Source organism: Rhodococcus sp. O3 (assembly GCF_048897285.1).
Classification (GTDB): domain Bacteria; phylum Actinomycetota; class Actinomycetes; order Mycobacteriales; family Mycobacteriaceae; genus Rhodococcus.
The window spans coordinates 1-19,456 of the sequence record NZ_JBMBTE010000093.1; the positions used below are offsets into that span (position 1 = coordinate 1).

20 protein-coding genes and 1 pseudogene are annotated in these 19,456 nt (G+C 69.3%); 7 read left to right on the top strand and 14 right to left on the bottom strand.

Annotated elements, in window-relative coordinates; translation table 11 throughout:
* Positions 1-258: pseudogene (locus ACN675_RS21265) on the top strand (TPM domain-containing protein); the annotation flags it as partial.
* Positions 259-388: 130 nt separating this feature from the next.
* Positions 389-1,714, top strand: a complete 1,326-nt coding sequence (locus ACN675_RS21270) for a cytochrome P450 (RefSeq protein ID WP_420752731.1) — start codon at positions 389-391, stop codon at positions 1,712-1,714.
* On the opposite strand, the gene ACN675_RS21275 is transcribed toward ACN675_RS21270, so the two are convergent.
* Positions 1,711-2,247, bottom strand: a complete 537-nt coding sequence (locus ACN675_RS21275) for an ester cyclase (protein ID WP_420752732.1) — start codon at positions 2,245-2,247, stop codon at positions 1,711-1,713. The genes ACN675_RS21270 and ACN675_RS21275 overlap by 4 nt on opposite strands.
* A gap of 148 nt (positions 2,248-2,395) precedes the next feature.
* Positions 2,396-3,787: a glycine--tRNA ligase gene (locus tag ACN675_RS21280; protein ID WP_420752733.1), complete on the bottom strand. Its 1,392-nt coding sequence runs from the start codon at positions 3,785-3,787 to the stop codon at positions 2,396-2,398.
* A 164-nt stretch (positions 3,788-3,951) separates the two neighbouring features.
* On the opposite strand from ACN675_RS21280, the gene ACN675_RS21285 reads away from it, so the two are divergent.
* Both ACN675_RS21285 and ACN675_RS21290 read left to right on the top strand, forming a co-directional pair.
* Positions 3,952-4,287 (top strand): ArsR/SmtB family transcription factor, encoded by a 336-nt coding sequence (locus tag ACN675_RS21285; RefSeq protein ID WP_420752734.1) that lies wholly within the window; start codon positions 3,952-3,954, stop codon positions 4,285-4,287.
* A gap of 8 nt (positions 4,288-4,295) precedes the next feature.
* Positions 4,296-4,724, top strand: a complete 429-nt coding sequence (locus tag ACN675_RS21290; protein WP_248676685.1) for a Fur family transcriptional regulator — start codon at positions 4,296-4,298, stop codon at positions 4,722-4,724.
* 22 nt (positions 4,725-4,746) lie between these two features.
* Here the strand turns inward: ACN675_RS21290 and ACN675_RS21295 are convergent, their stop codons facing one another.
* The 4 genes from ACN675_RS21295 to recO are packed head-to-tail and all read right to left on the bottom strand — an operon-like array spanning position 4,747 to position 7,427.
* On the bottom strand, positions 4,747-5,421 hold the full coding sequence (locus ACN675_RS21295; protein ID WP_420752735.1) for a T3SS (YopN, CesT) and YbjN peptide-binding chaperone 1: 675 nt from the start codon (positions 5,419-5,421) through the stop codon (positions 4,747-4,749).
* Positions 5,418-5,840, bottom strand: coding sequence for a hypothetical protein (locus tag ACN675_RS21300; RefSeq protein ID WP_420752736.1), 423 nt, complete (start codon positions 5,838-5,840; stop codon positions 5,418-5,420). The genes ACN675_RS21295 and ACN675_RS21300 overlap by 4 nt, the downstream gene beginning before the upstream one ends.
* Positions 5,837-6,643 (bottom strand): isoprenyl transferase, encoded by an 807-nt coding sequence (locus tag ACN675_RS21305; RefSeq protein ID WP_420752737.1) that lies wholly within the window; start codon positions 6,641-6,643, stop codon positions 5,837-5,839. Before ACN675_RS21305 ends, ACN675_RS21300 begins: the two co-directional genes overlap by 4 nt.
* Positions 6,600-7,427, bottom strand: a complete 828-nt coding sequence (gene recO / locus ACN675_RS21310) for a DNA repair protein RecO (protein WP_420752738.1) — start codon at positions 7,425-7,427, stop codon at positions 6,600-6,602. Before recO ends, ACN675_RS21305 begins: the two co-directional genes overlap by 44 nt.
* Before the next feature lie 143 nt (positions 7,428-7,570).
* Here recO and ACN675_RS21315 point away from each other — a divergent pair, with 143 nt between their 5' ends.
* Together ACN675_RS21315 and ACN675_RS21320 are read left to right on the top strand one after the other, a co-directional pair.
* Positions 7,571-8,989 carry an amidase gene (locus ACN675_RS21315; protein ID WP_420752739.1) on the top strand — a complete coding sequence of 473 codons (1,419 nt, stop codon included), beginning with the start codon at positions 7,571-7,573 and terminating at the stop codon, positions 8,987-8,989.
* Positions 8,990-8,991: 2 nt separating this feature from the next.
* Positions 8,992-9,570, top strand: a complete 579-nt coding sequence (locus ACN675_RS21320; RefSeq protein ID WP_420752740.1) for a TetR/AcrR family transcriptional regulator — start codon at positions 8,992-8,994, stop codon at positions 9,568-9,570.
* 4 nt (positions 9,571-9,574) lie between these two features.
* On the opposite strand, the gene ACN675_RS21325 is transcribed toward ACN675_RS21320, so the two are convergent.
* The 6 genes from ACN675_RS21325 to ACN675_RS21350 all read right to left on the bottom strand — a co-directional run bounded on the left by ACN675_RS21325 (position 9,575) and on the right by ACN675_RS21350 (position 16,672).
* Entirely contained in the window at positions 9,575-11,002 is a 1,428-nt protein-coding gene (locus ACN675_RS21325; protein WP_420752741.1) for a wax ester/triacylglycerol synthase domain-containing protein, read from the bottom strand.
* Between the two features lie 133 nt (positions 11,003-11,135).
* Entirely contained in the window at positions 11,136-12,053 is a 918-nt protein-coding gene (era, locus tag ACN675_RS21330; protein ID WP_420752742.1) for a GTPase Era, read from the bottom strand.
* A 19-nt stretch (positions 12,054-12,072) separates the two neighbouring features.
* Positions 12,073-13,380, bottom strand: coding sequence for a hemolysin family protein (locus ACN675_RS21335; RefSeq protein WP_420752743.1), 1,308 nt, complete (start codon positions 13,378-13,380; stop codon positions 12,073-12,075).
* 24 nt (positions 13,381-13,404) lie between these two features.
* On the bottom strand, positions 13,405-13,947 hold the full coding sequence (ybeY, locus tag ACN675_RS21340) for an rRNA maturation RNase YbeY (protein WP_248673304.1): 543 nt from the start codon (positions 13,945-13,947) through the stop codon (positions 13,405-13,407).
* A gap of 49 nt (positions 13,948-13,996) precedes the next feature.
* The gene (locus ACN675_RS21345; protein ID WP_420752744.1) at positions 13,997-16,006 is read right to left on the bottom strand and encodes a PhoH family protein; all 2,010 of its coding nucleotides are present in this window, start codon (positions 16,004-16,006) and stop codon (positions 13,997-13,999) included.
* Positions 16,007-16,099: 93 nt separating this feature from the next.
* Positions 16,100-16,672, bottom strand: a complete 573-nt coding sequence (locus ACN675_RS21350) for a TetR/AcrR family transcriptional regulator (protein ID WP_420752748.1) — start codon at positions 16,670-16,672, stop codon at positions 16,100-16,102.
* Between the two features lie 217 nt (positions 16,673-16,889).
* On the opposite strand from ACN675_RS21350, the gene ACN675_RS21355 reads away from it, so the two are divergent.
* Positions 16,890-18,494, top strand: a complete 1,605-nt coding sequence (locus tag ACN675_RS21355; RefSeq protein ID WP_420752745.1) for an MFS transporter — start codon at positions 16,890-16,892, stop codon at positions 18,492-18,494.
* 10 nt (positions 18,495-18,504) lie between these two features.
* Here the strand turns inward: ACN675_RS21355 and ACN675_RS21360 are convergent, their stop codons facing one another.
* Complete coding sequence (locus ACN675_RS21360) at positions 18,505-19,266, bottom strand: alpha/beta hydrolase family protein (RefSeq protein WP_420752746.1); 762 nt, start codon at positions 19,264-19,266, stop codon at positions 18,505-18,507.
* A 10-nt stretch (positions 19,267-19,276) separates the two neighbouring features.
* A partial coding sequence (locus ACN675_RS21365) for an RsmE family RNA methyltransferase (RefSeq protein WP_420752747.1) occupies positions 19,277-19,456 on the bottom strand: 180 nt, incomplete at its 5' end.

Genomic DNA, 19,456 nt, shown 5'->3' on the forward strand with positions numbered 1-19,456 from the left:
CTGGGCGCGAAGGCGTTGTGGGCCGCGCAGAGCGACGTGCGGCAGTGGGAACAGCGTCAGCAGCCGCGCAGCTCGGGCAACGACATGACCGGCGCAATCCTCGGCGGCATCCTGATCGACAGCATCCTGCGCGGCGGAGGCGGGGGCGGCTACTCGCGGCGCGGCGGCTACCGCGGGGGCGGCGGTCGCGGACCCGGTTCGTTCGGCGGGCCCAGCAGCTCGGGCCGCATCGGCCGCAGCAGCGGCGGACGTTTCTGACCGAAGTCAGCGAATCCGGTTCCCGTCGGCGACGGTACTGCTAACCTTCTGCCCACCAGCGCTTTTCGGGTATCCCAGCTGGTCGGGACCCGAGGGCACGCATCACCATCGCCGACGGGGGGCTGTGGTCGTGACGAACACCGAGCAGGGGAAGAAGCGGTTCCATTTCGATCGGCATGCGCCGGAGTACCGCGACCGGTTCGAAGCGATCACCAAGGACATGCAGGCGCACTGTCCCCTGGCGTGGACCGACACCCACGGCGGGCACTGGGTCGCCGCCGGCGCCGAGGAGGTGTTCCACCTGGCGCGGTCGCAGGTCGTCTCCAACGACAACGATGTGAACGGGGTCCGGCGCGGCTACACCGGCATCACGATTCCGCACGCGGAGAACCCGATCCGCTCGGGCATCCTCGAGATGGATCCGCCCGAACATCAGGCGTACCGGCAGATCCTCAACCCGTATCTGTCACCGGCGGCGGTCGCGCGCTGGATCCCGTTCGTCGACGAGGTCACGCACGCCTGCCTGGACGAGAAGATCGCGAGCGGGCACATCGATTTCGTCGACGACCTCGCGAACATCGTTCCGGCCGTGCTGACCTTGGCGATGCTGGGCATTCCGCTGCACAAGTGGGAGGTCTACAGCGAACCCGCCCACGCAGCGCTGTACACGCCGCCGGATTCGCCGGATCGCGCCCGGGTGCTCGACCTGCACCGGGCGATGGGCACGGATCTGTTCGCCACGATCCTCGAGGTGCGGGAGTCGCCGCGCCCGGGGCTGGTCGACGCACTCGTCCGCGCCGAGATCGACGGGCAAGCGCCGCCGGACATCGAGATCCTCGGGATGCTGAATCTGTTGATCGGCGGCGGATTCGACACGACGACGGCCTTGACCGCCCATGCGTTCGAGTGGCTTTCGGAGCATCCGGATCAACGTGCCCGCCTCGACCGCGAACGCGACACCCTGCTCGATTCGGCGACCGAGGAGTTCCTGCGGTATTTCACACCGACCCCGGGAGACGGCCGAACCGTCTGCGCCGACTACGAATACGCCGGTGCCGACCTCCGCGAAGGTGAGCGACTGTGGCTGTCGTGGGCGATGGCCAATCGCGACCCGTCGCTGTTCGACGATCCCGACACCGTCGACCTCGAACGGAAAGGCAACCGGCACTTCAGTTTCGGGCTGGGTATCCACCGATGCATCGGATCGAACGTGGCCCGCACGGTGTTCAAGCGGATGCTCCTGGCCGTCCTCGATCGGATGCCCGACTTCCGTTGCACGGCAGACCGGGCCGTGCACTACGAGACGATCGGCATCATCCAGGGGATGCGGCATCTCCCGGCCGGATTCACACCCGGACCGAGGCTCGGCCCCGGCCTCGACGCGACACTCGCACGGCTGCAAACCCTGTGCGAGGAGCAGGGTCTCGCCGAACCGGTGGTTGCCCGCGGCCGCTAGCGACGACGCGCGAGATGCGCTATCCGCGTGGTGGCATTGAAGATTGCCTTCGTCACGCGATCCGGAATCGACCCCTCGGCCGGCAGCATCTTGATCTGGCGGGCGAACTCCATCTGGTCGTAGCGCACCGTATTGGTGACGACCTTGCCGCCTGCGAGGACGAAGTGGTCGAAACCCTCGAGCTCGACGGTCCGCCCGGTTCCGGCGACCCCGAAGAGGGTGCCGGTGTGGCGGCCGGTCAGACGCCAGTGGACCAGGACGTCGTCACCGGACTCGGCGATCGCCGAGATCTCCATGGCGAAGTCGGCCACCCCGGAGTAGACGCGGTCGAAGTAGGCGCCGATTTCGGTGGCGCCACGACACGACCCGGTCGGGAAGTACACGATGGACTCGTCCGTCCAGAGACGATTGCGCAGGCTGTCGATGTCCCTGGCGTTGATACGACCGATTGCCCACCGGACGAGATCCGCATTCGAGGCGTTCGTCGGCGGAGCGATCGAGGTTGCGGTCGGGGTACTGCCGGTATCGGGCATCTCTGCTCCAGACACGGTGTTCGACGAGACGGTTGCCCTCTCAGGCTAACGCCGCAGGCCGCCGCCCACGTGAGTAGTCGACCATCCGGTCCGGGCCGGGAGCGCGACGGTCTCCCGGCCCGGCCGGCACGAAGTCCCGCTCGGCGGGTCAGGCGCCGATCAGGCGCTGCGCGAGATAGCCCTCGACCTGATCGAGCGCGACACGCTCCTGCGCCATGGTGTCGCGCTCGCGGATCGTGACCGCCTGGTCCTCGAGCGTGTCGAAGTCGACGGTGATGCAGAAGGGGGTACCGATCTCGTCCTGGCGACGGTAGCGGCGGCCGATGGCGCCGGCGTCGTCGAACTCGACGTTCCAGTTGCGGCGCAACTGGGCGGCGAGGTCCTTGGCCTTGGGACTCAGGTCGGCGTTGCGGCTGAGCGGCAGCACCGCGGCCTTGACCGGCGCGAGCCGGCGGTCCAGGCGCAGCACGGTGCGCTTGTCGACACCGCCCTTGGCGTTGGGAGCCTCGTCCTCGGTGTACGCGTCGACGAGGAACGCCATCAGCGACCGGGTCAGGCCTGCTGCGGGCTCGATGACGTACGGCGTGTAACGCTCGTTCGTCGTCTGATCGAAGTAGCTCAGGTCGGTGCCCGAGTGCTTCGCGTGCGTCGCGAGGTCGAAGTCGGTGCGGTTGGCGACGCCCTCGAGCTCACCCCACTCGCTGCCCTGGAAGTGGAAGCGGTACTCGATGTCGACGGTGCGCTTCGAGTAGTGCGACAGCTTGTCCTGCGGGTGCTCGTACAGGCGCAGGTTGTCCTTGTTGATGCCCAGCCCCGTGTACCAGTCCATCCGGTAGTCGATCCAGTACTGGTGCCATTCCTCGTCCTCACCGGGCTTGACGAAGAACTCCATCTCCATCTGCTCGAACTCGCGGGTCCGGAAGATGAAGTTGCCGGGGGTGATCTCGTTGCGGAAGCTCTTGCCGATCTGGCCGATGCCGAACGGCGGCTTCTTGCGCGAGGTGGTGAGCACGTTCGCGAAGTTCACGAAGATGCCCTGGGCGGTCTCGGGACGCAGGTAGTGCAGGCCCTCTTCGCTCTCGATCGGGCCGAGGTACGTCTTGAGCATCATGTTGAAGTCGCGCGGCTCGGTCCACTGACCCTTGGTGCCGCAGTCCGGGCACGGGATGTCGGACATCGGCACCGAGTCGGGGTCGTCGAGCTTGTTCTTCTCGGCGTACGCCTCCTGCAGGTGATCCTGCCGGTGCCGCTTGTGACAGCTCAGGCACTCGACCAGCGGGTCGTTGAACACGCCGACGTGGCCGGAGGCGACCCATACCTGGCGCGGCAGGATCACCGAGGAGTCGAGGCCGACGACGTCCTCGCGGCTGGTGACCATGTTGCGCCACCACTGCTTCTTGATGTTCTCCTTGAGCTCCACGCCGAGCGGCCCGTAGTCCCAGGCCGACTTCGTACCGCCGTAGATCTCACCGCACGGGTAGACCAGGCCCCGGCGCTTGGCGAGGTTGGCGACGGTATCGATCTTGGATTTGGGTGCCACTCGGGTTCTCTCCATCTTCGATGCGTGGTTCGCAACATACGTCGCCGGTAAGCCTATCGCTCCGCTCCTGCAGGTCGAATTCCGAGCCGGTTGACATGCACATTCATGCATATCAAAATGGAATCGGTTTGCATTAACACTACCGCTCCGTCGAAGGAGAACCGTTGAGCGTCCCCACCGACAAGCACGAATGCCGGGACGAACACCTCGCGCCTCCGTCGCATCACACGCTCACGCTCGCCGGCGAACTGTTGCGTGCCCTGTCCGCGCCGGTCCGCATCGCCATCGTGCTGCAGCTGCGCGAATCCGAACGCTGCGTGCACGAACTGGTCGGGGCGCTCGGCGTGACGCAACCGCTGATCAGCCAGCACCTGCGGGTGCTCAAGTCGGCCGGGGTCGTGCGCGGGGAACGGTCCGGCCGCGAAGTGCTCTACCGCCTCGCCGACGACCATCTCGCCCACATCGTCGTCGACGCCATCGCCCACGTCCAGGAAGGTTGATCTTCGCCGTGACCTCTGCCCGCAAGCCCGTCGTCGGGGTCCGTTCCACCAGGCAGCGAAGCGCGATCGTGGCCCTGCTCGAGGACATCGAGGAGTTCCGGTCGGCGCAGGACCTGCACGACGCGCTGCGCAAGCGCGGCGACGGCATCGGACTGACCACCGTCTACCGGACCCTCCAGTCGCTCGCGGAGGCCGGCAGCGTCGACGTGCTGCGCACCGACACCGGCGAGTCGCTGTACCGGCGCTGTTCGTCGGGCCACCATCACCACCTGGTGTGCCGCACCTGCGGGTTCACCGTCGAGGTGGACGGACCGGAGGTCGAGCGCTGGTCCCACGAGATCGCCGAGTCCAACGGGTTCGCCGATGTCAGCCACACCGTCGAGATCTTCGGCACGTGCCGCGACTGCGCCGCCGCGGACGGCGAGCAGTCGCGCTGAGCCGGACGTATCCGGCCGAGGCTCAGCCGCAGTCGCAGTTTCCGCAGCCGCACCCGGCGTCGGCGAGCAGGTTTCCGCCGACCGCACGGTCGGTTCCGGTGGCCTCGACGCCGGTCTCCTGCACGACGCTGTCCTGCACGACGCTGTCCTGATCGTCGGCGTCCGCCCCGTCGAACACACACGCCTCGCCACCGAGACGGGACGCCAGCACCCGGGCCTCCTCGACGAGCGGCACGATCGCCCCGACCGCACGGATCAGGTGCATCGGGACCAGCGGCGACGCGGGGACACGCTGCTCGGCCGTCACCCGGTCCTTGTGCAGCACGAACTTGAAGTCCGGCCACTCGGACTGGAGGTCGCCGAGCACCTCGGCGGCGCGGGTCCGTCCGGCGATCCGTTCGACCAGGAACGTGCGCAGTTCCACGACGGCGTCCTCGGCGTCGACGGACGCGTAGGTGATCACGTCACCGAGCCAGATCGGTAGATCGCCGTCCTCGTCCGGTTCCGGCGCCTCGTCGAGCACGTCCGCCAGGATCCGTCGAACCGCGTCGCGCAACGCGTCGTCGTCCTCGGTGTCCACCGGCACGACCCACAATTCCTCGAGCGACTGCGCGCCGTCCGCGGTCCCGGTGTTCACAACCTCGGCACCCGCACGCTTCTTGTTCGCGCCCTTCTTGCGCCCGTTCTTCTTGCTCACCGCTCCCCCTCGATTCCGGCTTCGGGTTCGACGATCGCGGTGCGCGCGTCGGCCGCACCCCCGAGTACCAGCAGCAGCATCGTCGTCAGAGCCGTGTCGCCCAGCCCGGTCACCGGGAAGGAATAGCGCAGCACCACGTCCGCGTCGGTTTCCCGCTCGACCGCGTGCACCGATCCGAACTGTACGGCGTCCGCCGCGGACGCGATGCGGGCCCGCAGCTCGTCGTCGAGGGCGAGGTCCCACCCGAGCACGCTCGTCAGCGACACCACGTCGAGCCCCTCGGTGAGCGTCACCACCCGCAGCGCACAGGGCACCCCCGCGTAGTCGAATCCGAACGAGTCGTCACCGTCGACCGACGGTTCGTGCAAGTCGACGAACGAGGCGAGCGCCGCGCCGATCCGATCCCGCAGTTCGCTCACTTGACTCCACCGAACCTGCGGTCGCGGGAGGCGTACTCGACGCACGCGGCCCACAGGTCGCGGCGGTCGAAGTCGGGGAAGTTCTTGTCCTGGAACACGAACTCGGCGTAGGCCGCCTGCCACAGCAGGAAGTTCGACGTGCGCTGCTCGCCGGACGGGCGCAGGAACAGGTCCACGTCGGGCATGTCGGGTTCGTCGAGGTACCGCTCGATCGTCGCCTCGGTGACCTTCTCGGGGTCGATCTCACCGGCCGCGACGCGTCGCGCGATCTCACGCGCGGCGTCGGCGATCTCGGCACGTCCGCCGTAGTTGACGCACATGACCAGGGTCATCACGTCGTTGTCCTTGGTGAGTTCCTCGGCGATCTCGAGCTCCTTGATGACGCTGCGCCACAGCCGAGGCCGGCGGCCCGCCCAGCGCACCCGCACGCCCATCTCGTGCATCTCGTCGCGGCGGCGACGGATCACGTCGCGGTTGAATCCCATGAGGAAGCGCACCTCCTCGGGGCTGCGCTTCCAGTTCTCGGTGGAGAACGCGTACGCCGAGAGCCATTTGACACCGATCTCGATGCAGCCTTCGACGGTGTCCATGAGCACGGCCTCGCCGCGTTCGTGTCCGGCGGTGCGCGGCAGTCCGCGTTCCTGCGCCCAGCGGCCGTTGCCGTCCATGACGAGCGCGACGTGCCGAGGGATCAACTCGGGCTGCAGGATCGGGGGCCGAGCACCGGACGGGTGGGGGGCCGGGGGCCGGATCGCGCGGTCAGGCGATGCTTGCGGGGCGCGTCGTCGAATCACGGTCTTCATCCTGCCTGACGGCACCGGCGTCGTGCCCCACGGCACCGGCTGCCGGATGGTCGGTGGAACGCTCGACGAGCGGTAGCGTGCGCAGCCGCCGCTCGAGATGCCACTGCAGGTGCGCGGCGATCAGGCCGCTGGCCTGGCTGCGCACCGCCGGGTCGGCGGTCTCGGTTCCGTCCCACCGCCCGTGGTTCAGGGCGTCCATCAGGGCCAGGACACCCGGTGCCGGGGTGGCCGAGCCGGGCGGCCGGCAGTGCACGCAGACCGCTCCCCCGGCGGCGACGTGGAACGCGGTGTGCGGACCGGGCCGGTCGCAGCGGGCGCACCGGCCGATCGCGGGCGCCCAACCGGCGTAGGTCATGGCACGCAGCAGGTAGGCGTCGAGGATCAGCTCCGGTGGGCGGATCCGGTCGCACAGGGCACGCAGCGCCCCGACGGTCAGCGCGTGCAGGCGCGGCACCGGGGCACGTTCCTCGCCGGCGAGCCGCTCGGCGGTTTCGAGGATCGCGCAGGCGGTCGTGTACCGGGAGTAGTCGTCGACGATGTCGGCCGCGAACGCGTCGAGGGTCTGCACCTGCGTGACGACGTCGAGCGAGCGGCCGGGATGCAGCTGAACGTCGATGTGCGCGAACGGTTCGAGCCGGGCACCGAACTTCGATCGGGTGCGGCGCACGCCCTTCGCGACGGCCCGCACCAGCCCGTGGCGGCGGGTGAGCAGGGTGACGATGCGATCCGCCTCGCCCAATTTGTGCTGGCGGAGCACCACCGCGTTGTCCCGATACAACCTCACTCCCCGAGTCTTTCATGCGAGGCGGACAGGCGAGGGGTCGTGCGCCTTTCCGGCGCCCCGGACCACCACGAAGGCACACGGGCGGTCTTGCCCGCGCAACTGGAACGCGTTATTGTTCGTTCGAACGAACAGGGGGCCGTTCGATGACCACTTCCAGGGAAGACACCCGCGCGGCCGGACTCGCCGCCGAAGCCGCCGCGCTCGCGGACGGCACCGTCACGTCGGTGCAACTGACTCGGGCCGCGCTCGATCGGATCGAGGCCACGCAGGGCACGCTCAACGCGTTCCGGGTGGTCCGACGCGAAGCCGCGCTCGCCGAGGCCGCCGAGGCCGACCGCCGACGTGCGACCGGCGCCCGTCACCCGCTGCTCGGCGTGCCGATCGCGGTCAAGGACGACACCGACATCGCCGGGGAACCCACGGCCTTCGGCTGCGCCGGCGAATTCCCGCCCCAGGACTACGACGCCGAGGTCGTGCGCCGCCTGCGCGAAGCCGGAGCCGTCATCGTCGGCAAGACCCATTCGCCGGAGCTGGGCCAATGGCCGCTCACCGGCGGCATCGCGTTCGGGCACACCCGCAACCCGTGGTCGCGCGAGCACACGCCCGGCGGGTCCTCCGGAGGCAGCGCCGCCGCGGTGGCCGCCGGGCTCGTCTCGGCCGCCCTCGGCTCCGACGGCGCCGGGTCCGTCCGCATCCCCGCCGCGTGGAGCCACCTGGTCGGCATCAAACCGCAACGCGGGCGGATCTCGATGTGGCCCGACCCCGAGGCGTTCAACGGTCTGACCACCCACGGCGTCCTCGCGCGCACCGTCGCCGACGCCGCCCTGCTGCTCGACGCGGTGTCCGGCAACCACCCCGGCGACCGCCACCACGTCGATCCGGTCACCGTCACCGACGCCGTCGGCCGGGACCCCGGACGCCTGCGCATCGCGCTGGCGCTGCGCACCCCGTTCACCGCGACACGCACCCGCCTCACCCCCGACGTCCGCGCCGGCGTCGATTCGATCGCCCGGGCCCTCCGCGACCTCGGCCACGAGGTCGCCGTCGCCGACCCCGACTACGGCATCACGTTCGGCCTGAACTTCCTGCCCCGCTCGATGGCAGGTCTCGACGACTGGCTGCACCGGCTTCCCGATCCGTCCCTCGCCGACGTCCGCACCCGCGCCAACGCCCGCACCGGGCGCCTGCTCGGCGGCGCACCGCTGCGCGCGGCACGCGCCTACGAACCGCGGTTGCGACGGCGGGTCGGGGCGATCTTCGACCGGTTCGACGTGGTCCTGGCCCCCACCACGGCCATGCCCCCACTCCCGATCGAAGCGATCGACGACATCGGCGGCTGGCAGACCGACAAGGTCATCACCGCCGCATGCCCCTACGCGTGGCCGTGGAACGTGCTCGGCTGGCCGGGAATCAACGTGCCGGCGGGTTTCACCGACGCGGGCCTGCCCATCGGCACCCAACTGCTCGGACCCGCGAATTCCGAACCGCTGCTGATTTCCCTTGCCGCCCAATTGGAATCATCGCTGCGCTGGCACGAGGCGATCCCGGAACGCTGGTGGTGACGGTGTCCACGTCCGTCCGCGACCGCATCGTCGCCTCGACCCTGCACCTGATCGGAACCGACGGCGTCGCCGGAGTCACCAACCGGCGCATCGCCGCGCACGCGAACGTCTCGCTCGGCTCGATCACCTACCACTTCCCGAGCCAGCCCGACCTGCTGCGGGCGGCGCTCGAGACGTTCGTCGCCGAGGAGACGACGCGGCTGCGCGAGATCGCCGAATCCCATAGGAATCAAGGTGTTTCGCTCGCCGAGGCCGCCGGACTCGCCGAACGCGTCGCCGAGGATCTCGCGTTCTCCGCCGAGCGGATCGCGCCGTTCGAGTTGTACGTCCAGGCCGGCCGCGACCCCGAGCTCCGCGCCGCCGCGGACCGCTGCTGGGCCGCGTACGACGAGCTGACGGTCGCGATCCTCACCGAACTCGGGCTGCCGGATCCCGTGGCGGTCGCATCGACCCTGGTCGCGACCGTCGCCGGACTTCAGTTGCGGCGCTTGTCGACCGGCGGTGGCAGCGACCTGTCGACGTCGGTGCTGTTGCTGCTGCAGGGCGCCGTCCTCACCGGCGGGGCCCACCGGCAGTCGTAGCCCGCTACCGCACCGACGCGGTCGCGGGAACGGCCGACCACAGACGCTCGAAGGCACCCTCCAGCAGATGCTCGTACGCCTCGGGGTCCGGCATCACCGCCTGCTTCGTCGAGAAGGTCAGGTCGAGTGCGTCACCGAGTGTCACGACCGCGTGGGTCAGACCCACGAGCCGGTTGAGGCAGGGCACGCTGAATCCGCCCACGGCGGGACTGTCCCCGAACCGCAGGACGTCGGCGCTGCCGCGTGGCACGTTCGACAGGCCGGTGTTCGTTGCCCCGGCACGGCCGCAGGTCGAGACCACCGCCTTGCGCACGGCCCGCCAGAGCGAGTACCGCATGCACAGGGACGGCACCGCGTCGAGCGACGATTCGACGGCGATCCACTCCGGTCGCCACACCCGGTCCTTCTCGCGGGCCACCGACTCGTGGATCAGATGCAGCCGCGTCAGCGGATCGGTCCGGTCCGTGTGCAGATCGACGTGCAGGTCGCTGATCTTGTTCTCGGCCGCCAGCTCGGACCTCTCCCCGACCGAGATCGGAACGTGGGCCGCCAGTGAGAGCGTCGGCGTCTCACCCCGCTCCGTGAGGTAGCTGCGCACCGCGTCCGAGACCACCGCCAGCATCACGTCGTTGACCGTCGTCCCGGTGGCGTGCCCGAGCGCCCGGACGTCCTGCAGCTCGAACCGGACCCGACCGAACAGGCGGGTGCTGTGGTCCACGACGTTGAACCGGGTGAGCGGGCGTGGGGTCCTGGACCGGGCGATCTCTCCGGAGGCGACCAGTGCACGAAGTGACCGTCGGCCCCTCATCCACCGGCGCACCGCCCCCGCGTAGCGCAGGTAGTCGCCGGGCAGGTTCCGGACCGCCGCGACCGGGCCGGGAACCGGGACCGGTGTGCCGCCCCGGGAGGGTTCCGCTGCCGGGTCGTCGAACAGGGCGCGCGCGATCTGCACCGCTCCCTTTCCGTCGGCTACCGAGTGGTGGACCCGCAGCACGACGACCGTCGCGCGGTCCGGGAGGTCGCCGACGCCCCGCACGTCGGCCAGCACGTGGAGCTTCCAGAGTGGGCGGCCGAAGTCGAGGGGCTGTTCAGCGAGCGAGGCGAACAGCCGGTGCAGGTGGGGGCGGGTCGTGTGCCCGATCCGCCGGAAGTCGATGTGGTGATCCGGGTCGACGGCGGACTCGACCCAGTACGGATAGCCGAGGTCGCCCGGCACCCGATGCAGGCGCCTGCGCAGCGCGGGGGTCCGGTGGGTGCGCCCGAGGATCCAGTCGACGGCCTCGGCGTGGGTCGCGACCGGCGCACTCCCCTGCCGTGTGTCGAAGACGTAGAAGTGTGTCATGACACTGGGAGTGTCTCCCCGGTTCGCGCGGTCCCCGTAGACATACACGGCGTCACGCGCCGCGAGTTCGGTTCCCGATTTCCTGCCCATGGTCTCTTCCCCCGTGAAGCGACTTCGGTCACTGATCGGTGTTTTCTCAGATGCGTCGAAATTTAGTGACGCACCCGAACTACCGTACCTTCTCGGGGTTCGAGCCGGGCTGGGCGGAGCCGGTCAGGGCATGTCAGAAGCCGAGGCGTCCGAGCTGCTTGGGGTCGCGCTGCCAGTCCTTGGCGACCTTCACATGCAGGTCGAGATAGATCTTCACGCCGAGCAGCTTCTCGATCTGCTTGCGGGCCGCGGTACCGACCTCACGCAGTCGCGCGCCGCCCTTGCCGATGACGATGCCCTTCTGGCTCGGCCGCTCCACGTACAGCAGGGCGTGCACGTCGAGCATCTCGCCCTGCTTCTCGGTGCGGCCTTCACGCTCGACCACCTCTTCGATGACCACGGCCAGCGAGTGCGGAAGTTCGTCGCCGAGTCCCTCGAGCGCGGCCTCGCGGATCAGCTCGGCCATGAGGGTTTCCTCGGGCTCGTCGGTGAGCTCGCCGTCCGGGTAGAAGGCCGGACCGGGTTCCATGTGCGAGGCGAGCACGTCGACGAGCACCTCGACCTGTTCCCCGGACGTCGCCGACACCGGCACGACGTCGGCGTCCGGACCGAGCAGCTTCGACACCGCCAGCAACTGCGCGGCGACCTGTTCCTTGCCGACCTTGTCGATCTTGGTGACGACACCGATGAGGGTCGTGCGGGGCGCGACGTTGCGCACCTGATCGAGGATCCACCGGTCACCGGGGCCGATCTTCTCGTCGGCGGGGATGCACAGGCAGATCGCATCGACCTCCGAATAGGTATCGCGCACAAGGTCGTTCAGTCGCTGCCCGAGCAGCGTGCGCGGCCGGTGCAGACCCGGGGTGTCGACGAGGATCAGCTGTGCGTGGTCGCGGTGCACGATCCCGCGGATGGTGTGCCGGGTGGTCTGCGGCCGCGACGAGGTGATGGCGATCTTGCTGCCGACCAGAGCGTTGGTGAGCGTGGACTTGCCGGTGTTCGGACGGCCCACGAAACACACGAAGCCGGAACGGAAGTCGGTGTCGGTCATGCAAGCTCCTGGGTGTGGGTCATCGTTCGGATTCCTCGGCGGGTTCGGGCTCGGGCTCGTCGGCCGGGGCGCGCTGGACGTGCACGGTGTTGATCCGCACCCGGCCGCGCGAGTTCGGGCCGCCCTCGCCCCGCAGGATCAGCCCGCGGGTGGTGACCTCCGAACCCGGCAGCGGCACCCGGCCGAGTTCGAAGCCGAGGAGACCACCGACGGTGTCGACCTCGTCGTCGTCGATTTCGATGTCGAACAGTTCACCGAGGTCCTCGACGGGCAGTCGCGCGGACACCCGGTAGGTGCCGTCGCCGAGGTCCTCGACATCGGGGGTCTCGTCGGCGTCGTATTCGTCGGCGATCTCCCCGACGATCTCCTCGATGACGTCCTCGATGGTGACCAGTCCCGCGATGCCGCCGTATTCGTCGACGAGCACCGCCATGTGGTTGCGGTCGCGCTGCATCTCCGCGAGCAGGTCGTCGAGCCGTTTCGAATCCGGAACGAAGACCGCCGGTCGCATCACGTCGGCGACCTTGACGCTGCGCCCGCCGTCGCGCGAGTAATAGGTCTGCTGGACGAGGTCCTTGAGGTAGACGACGCCGCGGATGTCGTCGACGTTCTCGCCGATGACCGGGATGCGGGAGTGACCGCTGCGCACGGCGAGCGAAGTGGCCTGCCCCGCCGTCTTGTCCTCCTCGATCCACACCATCTCCGGGCGCGGCACCATCACTTCGCGGGCGGTGGTGTCGCCGAGATCGAACACCGACTGGATCATGCGGCGTTCGTCGGCGGCGACGACGCCGCGTTCCTGCGCCAGGTCGACGAGTTCGCGCAGTTCGATCTCGTTGGCGAACGGGCCGTTCCGGAAGCCGCGGCCCGGGGTGAGGGCATTACCGACGAGAATGAGCAGCCGGCCGATCGGGCCGAACAGCACGCCGAGGAACCGCAGCGGGATCGTCGCGGTCAAGGCGATCGGATAGGCGTGCTGACGGCCGAGCGTGCGCGGCCCGACACCGATGACGACGTAGTCGACGACCACCATGACCGCGGCGCTCACGACCAGCGCCCACGTGCGGTCCAGGACCTCGAGCAGCGCCCCGGCGAGCACTACGGCCGCGGTGATCTCGCACAGGATCCGAAGCAGGACCATGAGATTCACGTAGCGGGGGCGATCCTCGAGGATCTGCCTCAGCCGCTGCGCTCCCGGCCGTTCGTCCTTGGCGAGTTCGTCGACACGGGCGGCGGAGACGGTGTTCAGCGCCGAATCGACGGCAGCGAACATACCGCCGAGCGGCACCAGGACGACCGCAATCGCCACGAGTGCGAGGGCGCTCATGCGTTTGCTCCCACGACGGCCCCGCTACTGCTCGGGATTGTCGGACAGACCGACCTTGCCGAGCAGTTGCTGGTCGCGGGCGGCGAGCCGGGCCTCGTGTTCGGCGCGGCGCAGCTCCTCGTACCACTCCTCGAGGAGCTGGTTCTGGAGACCGAACATCTCCTTCTCCTCCTCGGGCTCGGCGTGGTCGTAGCCGAGCAGGTGCAGCATGCCGTGCACGGTGAGCAGGGCGAGTTCGTGGTCGAGGGAATGCCCGGCCTTGGCGGCCTGATCCGCCGCGAACGACGGGCACAGCACGATGTCACCGAGCATCGACGGACCCGGTTCGGGTGCGTCCGGGCGACCGCCCGGTTCGAGTTCGTCCATCGGGAAGGACATCACGTCGGTGGGACCCGGCAGGTCCATCCACCGCATGTGCAGATCGGCCATGGCATCGGAGTCGACGAGCACCATCGACAGCTCCGCCGCGGGGTGCACGTCCATCCGCGCGATCACGAAGCGGGCGACGTCGAGCAGGTTCTCCTCGACGACGTCCATCCCGGATTCGTTGGAGATCTCGATGCTCATCGGTGTCGTTCCTTCTGCACTGCTGACGGGATCGGGGGGTGGAAGTGGCTCACCGGCGCTGCACCCGGTGCTGCGTGGCGCGCCGCTGCGCCCGGTTGCCGAGGGCGACCTCGCCGGAACGCTGGGCTTCGTAGCGGCCGTAGGCATCGACGATGTCGGACACGAGCTTGTGCCGCACCACGTCGCTGCTGTCGAGCGTCGCGAAGTGGATTCCGTCGATGTCGTCGAGGATCTCGGTGGCGGCCCGCAGGCCCGACCGAGCGCCGCCGGGCAGATCGACCTGCGTGATGTCGCCGGTGACAACGATTTTCGAGCCGAAGCCGAGGCGGGTCAGGAACATCTTCATCTGCTCGGCCGTGGTGTTCTGGGCCTCGTCGAGAATGATGAAGGCGTCGTTCAGGGTGTTGTGCGTCAGTAGGAAATCCTCTGTGACGTACAGCGAATCGGCCGCGGCGACCCTGATGCAGACAGCCTCCTCGGTACCGGCGGATTCGATGCTCTCGATGTACCGCCGGGGCGTCTTGGGGCTGTTTTCCGTGTACTTCTCGGCTTTCCTTCGGAGCCGGAACGGCACGCACCCCTCGGGCAGACGGATGTCGACGATGTGCGCGTCGTGCCGGTACTCGACGTCGCGGCCGCGGGCGTTTCCGGGCTTACGACCTTCGGCAGGCCGGGTACGGCTGTACGCGACCCCGCCCAACGACTGCACGAGGAAGAGGACGTCGTCCCGCAGTCGATCCGACACGGTCGCGTACTGCACTCGGCACGTCCGCCCGGCCTGGCTGACCGGTCCACCCTCGGAGTCGAGAAGACCCTGCAGGACAGCGAGGCGTACGTCGGCCGAATTGTGCAGGTACTCCTTCGGCACGAATTTGGTCGGGGACTTCGTGCCCCAGACCGCCTCGACCAGCTCCGGGTCGGTGGTCGTGAAGCTCGGCGTCGCCACACCGGCCATGCACCCGTCCCCGAGCATCAGTCCCAGCTCGTACGGGTCCAGCGGTACCGGCACGGGAGCGAACTCGACCGGCGCGGCGAGCATCGGAATCTCGTAGCGGTGGTAGTGCGCGGCGCGGAGGTTGCCGATCATCTCCTTGGCCTCGAGTACCCGCGGCCCCTTGCCGCGCCTGCGGTCGTCGCGGGTGTAGACCGACCACAGGTGATCGGTCGAGCAGAGGGTGGAAGCACCGTCCTGAGTGGTCACCCGCACGATGTCCTTGAATCCCTGCGGGTAGACGCCGAGCACTTCGGTCGGCCGACCGTCCGAACCGATCACCTCGTCGCCGACCTTCACGTCGCCGATCGGGCGGAACCCCTCGGGCGTGAGGACCTTGGTGGACAACGGCTGCGCCCGGCCACGCATATACGCCAGGGGCGCGACCTCGATGACGCCGGCCTGCATGAGCTTCGGGATCGCCTCCGGATCCATCATGTCGTGCAGCGCGTCGTGCAGCGGACGGAGGTAGGGGTCGATCTTCTCGTGCAGGGTGCCCGGCAGGAACCCGAGACGTTCGCCGGCCTCGACGGCCGGGCGGGTCAGGATGATGCGGGTGACCTGCTTGGTCTGCAAGGCCTGCACGGCTTTCGCCATCGCGAGATAGGTCTTGCCGGTGCCGGCGGGGCCGACGCCGAAGACGATGGTGTTGGCGTCGATCGCGTCGACGTAGCGCTTCTGATTGAGCGTCTTGGGCCGGATCGTCTTGCCGCGCCGCGACAGGATGTCCAGGCTCAGCACGTCGGCCGGCGATTCGGACAGCCCCTGGGTGAGCATGCCCACGGTGCGGCGCACGGCGTCGGGGGTCAGGGGCTGGCCGCGGCCGACGATCGTGACGAGTTCGCCGAGGACCCGTTCCGCGAGGGCGACCTCGGCGGGAGTCCCGGTGAGGGTGACGGAATTGCCGCGCACGTGGATGTCCGCATCGAGCACGCGCTCGAGCGCGACGAGGTTCTCGTCGGCCGCCCCGAGCAGCGGAGCCGCCGCTTCCGGCGGCAGGTCGAGACTGGATCGGACGATGGTCCGTTCAGGTTCCGCGGGGTCGCGGATGTCGTCTGATTCACTCACGTGGACGGTACGGCCTGCTTTCCGTTCGGCTCCCACACGACGGTCGTCGTGATCGTGCCAGTCTAGCCCCGGGCAGTACCGACATTCACCGCATTACCCCCGGGCCTGCTCGGGAGCGTGCTCGTGCAGCCACCGGTATGCCTGTTCGACGACCCGAACGGCACGTTCCGGGGAAACCCCGGCCAGCACCAGGACACCCAGCGCGATGCTCTCGCCGGAGTCGCGGACCAGTCCGAGATTGGCCTGTTCGAGGGTCGCCATCGTGAGACCCTCCATCATCCCGACCAGCACCACCGACGGCAGATAATCGGAGAAGATCCCCCCGGCGCGACCGCGTTCGACGATGTCGAGCGTGCGGGTGCGCAGGGGCGCGACGAGGTCGGCGATACATTGCTCGCCCACCTCCTTGCGGGCGAAGGACAGCAGCAGCCGGTACCGGTCGCCGACCGGCCAGGTCCGGAGCGCGCCGACCGCGAGCGCCACGTCGGGATCATCGGGTTCGGCGAGGTCGACCGCGGCGGCCAGTTCCGCGGCGGCATCGGCGGCGATGCCGTCGACGAGGGCGTCGCGATTCGGGAAGTGCGCGTAGACGGTGCGCCGGACGACGCCGGCGGCACGCGCGACGTCGTCCATGCTCGCGTCGGGATCGGCCGCGAAGGACTCCATCGCTGCGTCGAGGATGCGGCGCCGGTTGACGTTCGTCCGGGTCCGGGCCTGTGGCGTGTGCGAATTCGCCTGTGGCGCGAGCGGTTCCTGCACGTTGCACACCTCTTCCACCGAACATCTGTGACCTCGATCAAGTTTAGTTGCACACCCGTGTGCAGAAACCTACGTTGCACACAGTTGTGCAATTGGTGCTCGAGATCACCCGGAGGAGAGGTCCATGACGACAGTCACCGATCACGCGGCGTCCACACCCGCACCGCCCTATCCACGCCGCTGGGCCGGGTTGGCGGTGCTGTGCCTGAGCCTGCTGATCGTCGTCATGGCCAACACCGCGCTGATCGTCGCGGCGCCGAGCATGCTCCGCGAACTGGCCCTCACCAGCGCCGACATGCAATGGATCATCGACGGCTACACCGTCCCCTACGCGGCGCTGATGCTGCTGTGCGGCGTCCTCGGCGACCGCTACGGCCGCAGAGCCGCGCTCCTGGCCGGCCTGGCCGTCTTCGCGGCCGGCGCGATCGCCGGCAGCCTCGCCGGCAGCGCGACCGCGGTGATCGTCGCGCGCATCGTCATGGGCACCGGCGCCGCCGTGATCATGCCCGCGACCCTGTCGCTGCTGGTGGCCATGTTCCCGGCCTCCGAGCGGGCACGCGCGATCGCCGCGTGGGCCGCGACGTCCGGTCTCGCCATCGCACTCGGGCCGCTGCTGGCCGGGTGGCTCCTCGAGAGCCACTCGTGGGGATCGACGTTCCTGATCAACGTCCCCATCGCCGCGTTCGCCGCAGTCGCGTCCCTCGCGCTGGTTCCGGCGTCGAAGGCCGACGGCCTCACCCGCGTCGACTGGATCGGCGGCCTCCTGTCCGTGGTCGCCGTCGGTGGCATCGTCTACGCGATCATCGACGGCTTCCACTTCGGCTGGAGCGTCACCGCACTCGGGGCGCTCGGCGCGTCGGTCGTCGCGGCGGTCGCGTTCGTCGCGTGGGAGTTGCGGCACCCGCAGCCGCTGCTGAACCTGCGGCGGGTCGCCGACCGCGCGGTCGGCGGTGCGTGTATCTCGGTGCTGCTGCTCTTCTTCGCGACCTTCGGCCTCATCTACTTCGTCGCCCAGCAGTTCCAGTTCGTGCTCGGCTACGGGCCGCTGGAGACGGGCCTGCGCCTGCTGCCGCTCGCGGGGTCGGTGTCGGTCGGTGCCGCGCTGGGCGGTCGCCTCGTTCCGCGGTTCGGGGCCCGTATCCTCGTGGCCTGCGGCATGGTCGCGACCTCGGCCGGGGTGTTGCTGCTCGTCGCGCTCGAACCGACGTCCGGCTACGGCATCTTCCTGGCGTCGTTGCTGCTCGTCGGTCTCGGCATCGGCCTGTCGACGCCGCCTGCGACCGACCTGATCATGGGCGGATTCCCCGACACCGATCTGGGTGCGGCCGGCGGCCTCAACGACACCGCCGTCGAGTTCGGCGGATCCGTCGGCATCGCGCTGCTCGGGTCGGTGCTCGCGACGTCGTACCACGACGAGATCGCCGGATTCCTGTCCGGTCTGCCGCTGAACAACCTCACCGGCGACCTGGCCGACAAGGCGGCACTCGCGCTCGAAGCGGCCGGTGATTCGGTCGGTGGTGCCGCGATCGTCGCGGAGGAGCTCGCCGCGAACCCGTTCGCGAAGTCCTACGCGCAGCCGTTGCTCGATGCGTCGAGCGCAGCGTTCGCCCACGCGATCGTCGACGCCGCGCTGGTCGGGGGCATCGCGCTGGCGGTCGGCACCGTCGTCGTCACGCTGATCCTGCCCGGGCGGGTTCCCGTCGGGACCAGCCGGGACCGGGCGAGGTAGTACCGGCGAACTAGGCCTGGTCGAGCAGCAGATCCAGCGACAACTTCCAGCAAACGCTGTCCTTGTTCAGGAACGCGAAGTGGTCCTCCCCGTCGACGACGTGCAGGGCCACTTCGTCACCGGCCTCGCGGGCGGCATCGGCGTAGCGCGTCGCGACCTTCGCGGGCACCTGCTCGTCCTCGGATCCGTGGACCAGCACGATCGGCCGGCCGATCGGCAGGCGATGCCGCGGCGACGCCGATCGGTACACGTGCGGGTTGTCCTCGAACGGCTCACCGAACAGGTCCTCGAGATAGTCGACGCGCCGGCCCCGCTCCCCCGCCGACGCCAGGTCCAGGGCGGCAGCCTGACCGACCACCAGCGACGGCCGCACCGTCGTGTCCTCACCCGCGAGCCACACCGCGAGCTGGCCGCCGGCCGAGTGCCCGACGACCCGCACCTGCGCCGGGTCGAGTTCGATGCCCGCGGCGCGGGCGTGGTCCGCCACGAGCGTCGCGGTCGCGTCGAGCGCGGCAACGACGTCGGCGGACATCTCCGGCCACCGTCCGCCCTCGCCGAGACGGCGGTATTCGATGTTCCACGCGGCGACGCCGCGCCGGGCCAGTTCCGTCGCGAGCGGGGTGCCCAGGTTGAGGTGGTAGTTGCCGTTCCAGTACCCGCCGTGGATGACCATCACGACCGGCACCGGCCCGTTCCCGGCCGCACCGTCCGGGAGGTAGAGATGACCGAACTGCTGGGGTTCCGAGCCGTAGGCGATGCGGGTACGCGACATGGCCGAAACGCTAGTCGAGCGGGCGTGCGCCCCAGCGACCGGACAGCACTCCGATCGCGCCGAGCGCGACCGCGGCGGCCGTGGACGTGCGCAGCACCGTCGGGCCGAGCAGCACGGGCGTCGCCCCCGCCTCCGTCAACGTCGCGACCTCGCTGTCGTCGAGACCCCCTTCGGGCCCGACGACGAGCAC